The sequence below is a fragment of the Capnocytophaga sp. oral taxon 329 str. F0087 genome, assembly GCF_000213295.2.
Lineage (GTDB): Bacteria > Bacteroidota > Bacteroidia > Flavobacteriales > Flavobacteriaceae > Capnocytophaga > Capnocytophaga leadbetteri_A.
The window spans coordinates 1-5,396 of sequence record NZ_KN389986.1; the positions used below are offsets into that span (position 1 = coordinate 1).

4 protein-coding genes are annotated in these 5,396 nt (G+C 40.4%); all 4 read right to left on the minus strand.

Translation table 11 applies throughout. The features are described from left to right. Positions 1-150 precede the first annotated feature (150 nt). Positions 151-1,491 carry an NADP-specific glutamate dehydrogenase gene (gene gdhA / locus HMPREF9074_RS01435; RefSeq protein WP_009390753.1) on the minus strand — a complete coding sequence of 447 codons (1,341 nt, stop codon included), beginning with the start codon at positions 1,489-1,491 and terminating at the stop codon, positions 151-153. A 136-nt stretch (positions 1,492-1,627) separates the two neighbouring features. After that, positions 1,628-3,799 (minus strand): reprolysin-like metallopeptidase, encoded by a 2,172-nt coding sequence (locus tag HMPREF9074_RS01440; protein WP_034539464.1) that lies wholly within the window; start codon positions 3,797-3,799, stop codon positions 1,628-1,630. Positions 3,800-3,876: 77 nt separating this feature from the next. Further along, on the minus strand, positions 3,877-4,839 hold the full coding sequence (gene tsf, locus HMPREF9074_RS01445) for a translation elongation factor Ts (protein WP_009390755.1): 963 nt from the start codon (positions 4,837-4,839) through the stop codon (positions 3,877-3,879). 65 nt (positions 4,840-4,904) lie between these two features. Then, positions 4,905-5,396, minus strand: a 492-nt coding sequence (gene rpsB / locus HMPREF9074_RS01450) for a 30S ribosomal protein S2 (RefSeq protein WP_034539466.1), incomplete at its 5' end; no start/stop codon positions are given.

The window sequence follows — 5,396 nt, forward strand, 5'->3', positions numbered from 1 at the left end:
GTGGTTGGAAATCAGAGGTTAGAGAAAGGGCGTTTTTTCATATTTTTTTTTAGAAAGAAAGATAGAACGCTATTATTGGAGATTGAAAGTAGCAAAAAAAGCTGCTCCTTTTTGCAGAAGCAGCTTTTATTATTTATTGTTTTTTTGCCATTAAACCACTCCTTGGTCAAGCATAGCGTGTGCTACTTTCATAAAGCCAGCTATGTTAGCCCCTTTCACGTAGTTAATATAACCATCTTCTTGTCCGTACTTTAGACAAGCGTTGTGGATAGACTCCATAATTTGGTGCAATTTAGCATCTACTTCTTCCGCTCTCCAGGCAAGGTGTGCCGCATTTTGGGTCATTTCAAGACCTGAAGTAGCTACCCCTCCTGCATTCACCGCTTTACCTGGGGCAAATGGCAATTTAGCATCTTGGAAAGCTTTGATAGCCTCTGGTGTACAACCCATATTCGATACTTCTGCTACCAATTTCACACCGTTAGCGATAAGCGTTTTAGCATCTTCTTCGTTCAATTCATTTTGGAAAGCACAAGGCAATGCAATATCACAAGGAATTACCCACGCTTTCTTACCAGCCGTAAATTTACTTTCTTTTGCAAATTTCTCAGCAAAAGGCGCTACGATATTGCGGTTAGAAGCGCGAAGCTCTAATAAGTAGTCTATCATTTCGTGAGTCATACCTCCTGGCACTTCCACACAACCATCTGGGCCTGACAGACCAATCACTTTAGCCCCTAACTGAGTAGCTTTTTGCGATGCTCCCCAAGCTACGTTACCAAAACCTGATACTACCACTCGTTGTCCTTTAAGGTCTTTGCCAAGTTTTTTAAGCATATGGTCTACGAAGTAAAGCGCTCCATAACCAGTAGCTTCCGGACGGATAAGAGAACCTCCCCAGTTAATACCTTTCCCAGTAAGTACTCCTGTGTTGTACTCGCGAGCCAATTTTTTGTACATTCCATACATATAGCCTATTTCGCGACCGCCTACACCTACGTCACCAGCAGGCACATCGGTATCAGGACCTATATGTTGCCATAGTTCAAGCATAAAGGCTTGGCAGAAACGCATAATTTCAGCGTCCGATTTACCGGTAGGGTCAAAGTCTGAACCTCCTTTAGCTCCTCCCATAGGTAGCGTAGTAAGAGCATTTTTGAAAGTTTGCTCAAAGCCGAGGAATTTAAGCATCGATAGGTTTACAGCTTTATGGAAGCGGATACCTCCTTTGTAAGGGCCTATCGCAGCGTTAAATTGCACGCGGTAACCGAGGTTGCTTTGTACTTCGCCTTTGTCATCTACCCAATCTACGCGGAAAGTAAAGATGCGGTCAGGCTCTACGATGCGTTCCACAATTTTAGCTTTAGCAAATTCAGGGTGCTGATTATACACCTCTTCTACCGACTCAAGCACTTCGTGTACAGCCTGCAAGTACTCTTTTTCTCCTGGGTGTTTAGCCTCCAAAGAGGTCATAATTTTTTTTACATCCATAATATATTAATTCGTTATGTAATTATTTGGTTATTTATACTAATGAGCGACAAAGGTAGTTAATATTATTGAACCGTGCAAAGAAAACGAAAGAAATTTTTATAAAATATTTTTATTTCAAAAGAAAATGAAGTTTTTACCTCACATACAAAAAACCATTTTGCCTTTCTATCTTGCCATTTTTGCTGTAACTAACTATATAGAAATAAGTGCCGTGCAACGCTTTATTATTATTTATAAAGTTTTTAATATTAGCATATCCTCTAAACCAATCACCGTTTTTGCCATAATCCTTGTTCTCATATACTTTCAAGCCCATTTCATCAAAGATAAGAAGATGAATAGGCGTAGTAACATCTACCCCCTCTACTGCAAAATAGTTCTGAGGGTTGGCTGACGAAACTCCGTTATAGATAACGACCCTCTTTTCTGGCTCTTGCGGAAGTGGATTAGGCTGGGGTTCTGGTTTTGGCTCAGGCAATTCTGCTTTCTTTTTAATTTTAAAACCGCCATTAGGCACTAACTTCCCGTTAGAGGTTTTATAAGGAGCCACATTGGTAGTAGCAAAAGCTATATGGTCTATCACCTCTACCTTGATAACTCCTGCGGGAAGCTGTATTTTCTTTTGTTTGCCCCATTCTACAGTGCCGACCTCTATATTAGGGAGAGTAATCTCGCAACTACCATCGTTTTCGGTGCTTTCCACCAAAGTATATTTAAAGGTTTTCCAAAAATCATCAGAAAGAAGAATGCGCACTTTGCTATTGGCGTCAAAGAAATTAGGGTCTACTTGCCAGTTTAGCGTGAGGGAAGCGCCCCCTTCATACTCATCATTCATTCCATTAGTGATAGCGAAAGTCTTACCCTCTGCAATAATCACTTTTACAGCTACCATATCGTAATTCACAAAGTGCTGAGGCGCAGGATTCGAAGCCGCTAACCAAAAAAGATGTTCGCCTTTTGCATTTGTGCGTGTGTAGTTTATAAATCCACCCAAATCACTGTATTGGGTCTGAAAAGTAATAGGTTCTTTACCCGTTTTCCCTTTACGAGTGAGGAACTTAGGGTCATTTACGCCTGCCTTGCTGGTCAGTTGCGCTGTGTAATAAATCGGAATACTATTAGTATTAGTCGCATTGATATAGAATTGGAAGTAAGTATCCTTAGGGATTGTATAAGTTTCTTGCAGCTTAGTGCGGTTTATGGTAGGGAAAGAACTTTCAGTTTTGATGCCGTAGGCATAATTGAAGTTACTCACATCATTCCCATTGCGGTTTACTAACTGAGTGCGTTCAGGGTCTTTAAAATAAGAGCGATTAACAATTCCTCCTCGTATTTGATAAGCTGTAGGCAGCGAGAAGAAAGCCCCATCAGGAAAATTATTGCTATAGCCCATTAGCGATTGACCATAAGCGGGCTCTGTATAGAGAGAGTTACCCGAATAAGCATTCTTAAAAGTGTGGTCGGCGCCAAATAAGTGTCCTATTTCGTGGGCTATGGTAGCATTGTCAGCTATTGCCGAAGCCCCTCCTTTTCGTATAAGGCGGAACCCTCCAGAAAAGAAAGCAAGCCCCGATAAGGTGGAATCCGTTCCAGGCGCAATCACTATTCCCAAATCATATTGTTTATCGCCTATAAGCTCATTTATTTTTTCAGTAGAATTTTCAATAATATCTCTTCGCGAAGTTTGGTCGTATAGCTGCTTCGTAGCCTCCTGAATAATAAGCCGGTCATCAGCCACTATACTAAATTTTACCCCAATATCACGTACATACACCTCATTGAGAAAGACTTCAAGGTTAAGTAAAAAATCTTTTACCTGTTTTATATCACTGCTGAAAGTATTAGCGAAGTCGTGATAATCAATAAGTACTGCCAACCGGTAGAGATACAAGATACCCTCAGGGTCGTTAGGCATTATAGAAGTAAGAGAGGTAATAGGACGAGCTGTGTGGCTGCTTTGAAGAGAGGTACCACACTTACTATTAGGATTGTAGTGAAAGCGTACCTTTGCCGATAGCTCGCCTTGTGGAGTGCCTGTCAGTTGGTAAGTTGTGCCTTCCCATTGCAAACTGCCAGAAGCCTCCTTATTAGGGTGTATTACCAAAGTGGCGACAAACTGATTTTGGTAGTAACCTACAAAGGTATGGATACCTTTATTTTGCTGCGAGTTCTCCCGTTCTTGCCACTGCAAAGTAAGAGTTTCATCAGTAGGGAGAGCTATATTCCCACTTAGGGTCGATTGTGCGTAAGTTGTCTGTAAGCTAAAAAATAGCCATAAAAACAAGAGGTGGATAATGTGTTTCATTGCAAAAAAAGCCTCCACACTTTTACGTGGAGGCTTAGTATTAACTTTAAAAATCTAATATTATGACCTTATTACGATTACAAAGCTACACGTTTGAAGCCAGTAATTTCTACGTTTTTAGATTTTACAAAATCTGAAACTTTTTTGCTTTCGTCATAGATATACACTTGGTCAAGAAGAGCTTTCTCTTGGTCAAGGGTAGTGTTATCAGAGATAAAGCGTTGTATTTTACCAGGAAGGATTTTATCCCATATTTGTTCAGGTTTACCTTCTGCTTTTAGTTCAGCTTTAGCATCAGCTTCAGCTTTTGCTAATACTTCAGGTGTAAGCTGAGCGTATGATACGTACTGAGGTACGTGTTTTAGCGGTTTGCCCAAACGGTGTAGTTCTTCGTTTTCTTTTTCGATGATAGCGATACGAGCTTCAGTTTCTTTAGCTATGTACTCAGCGCTAAAGTCTTTGTATGAAAGTGTTTCAGCACCCATAGCAGCAATTTGCATCGCTAAGTTTTTACTTACTTCAGCAGCATCAGCGATAGCGCTTGATAGACCTACGATAGCAGCAATCTTGTTACCATTGTGAATGTAAGAACCTACAAAAGGAGCTTCAACTTTTTCAAAAGCACCAAGTTCTATTTTCTCACCTATCACACCAGTTTGCTCGATAAGTTTCTCAGCTACGCTGATACCTTTGTAGTTAAGAGCAAGAAGTTCTTCTTTGCTGTTTACGCCAAGAGCAAGTTCAGCCAAATCTTTAGCAAGAGCTACGAAATCAGCATTTTTAGCTACGAAGTCAGTTTCGCAGTTAAGCGAGATGATAGCACCTACTGTATGGTTTCCGTTTACTTGAGCGATAACAGCACCTTCTTTAGAATCGCGGTCAGCGCGCTTAGCAGCTACTTTCTGACCTTTTTTGCGCAATACTTCTATTGCTTTATCAAAATCGCCTTCGGCTTCTATAAGGGCTGCTTTACAGTCCATCATACCAGCACCGGTGGCTTGTCTTAGTTTATTTACGTCTGCGGCGGTAATATTTGCCATTTTATTAATTTTTTAATGTGAATGACAAATGACAAATTTATGGTTTGTCATTTGTCATTAAGTAATTATTCATTAGTTTCTTTTTCTGCTGTAGCGGTTCTATTGGCAAGACCTTCATTCACTGCTTCAGTGATGTATGAAAGTACTTTGTCGATAGATTTTGAAGCATCATCATTAGCAGGGATAGCAAAATCTACCTCACGTGGGTCAGAGTTTGTATCTACCATTGCAAAAATAGGAATGTTTAATCTTTGTGCTTCTTTTACAGCAATGTGTTCGCGTAGGGTATCAACCACAAAGAGGGCACCTGGTAAGCGCGACATATCGGCTATCGAACCTAAGTTCTTTTCTAGTTTTTCTCTCAAACGTTCTACGTGTAGTTTTTCACGTTTTGAAAGGGTATCAAAGGTACCGTCTTTTTTCATTTTGTCGATTGACGACATTTTTTTCACTGCCTTGCGGATAGTCACAAAGTTGGTAAGCATACCACCTGGCCAACGTTCTGTGATGTAAGGCATTTTCACTGATGTAGCTTTTTCTGCTACTACATCTTTAGC

Excerpts from the sequence above, each read along its gene's own strand:
- HMPREF9074_RS01440 (WP_034539464.1), bottom strand. The coding sequence starts at position 3,799 with ATGAAACACATTATCCACCTCTTGTTTTTATGGCTATTTTTTAGCTTA.
- tsf (WP_009390755.1), bottom strand. The coding sequence starts at position 4,839 with ATGGCAAATATTACCGCCGCAGACGTAAATAAACTAAGACAAGCCACC.
- gdhA (WP_009390753.1), bottom strand. The coding sequence starts at position 1,491 with ATGGATGTAAAAAAAATTATGACCTCTTTGGAGGCTAAACACCCAGGA.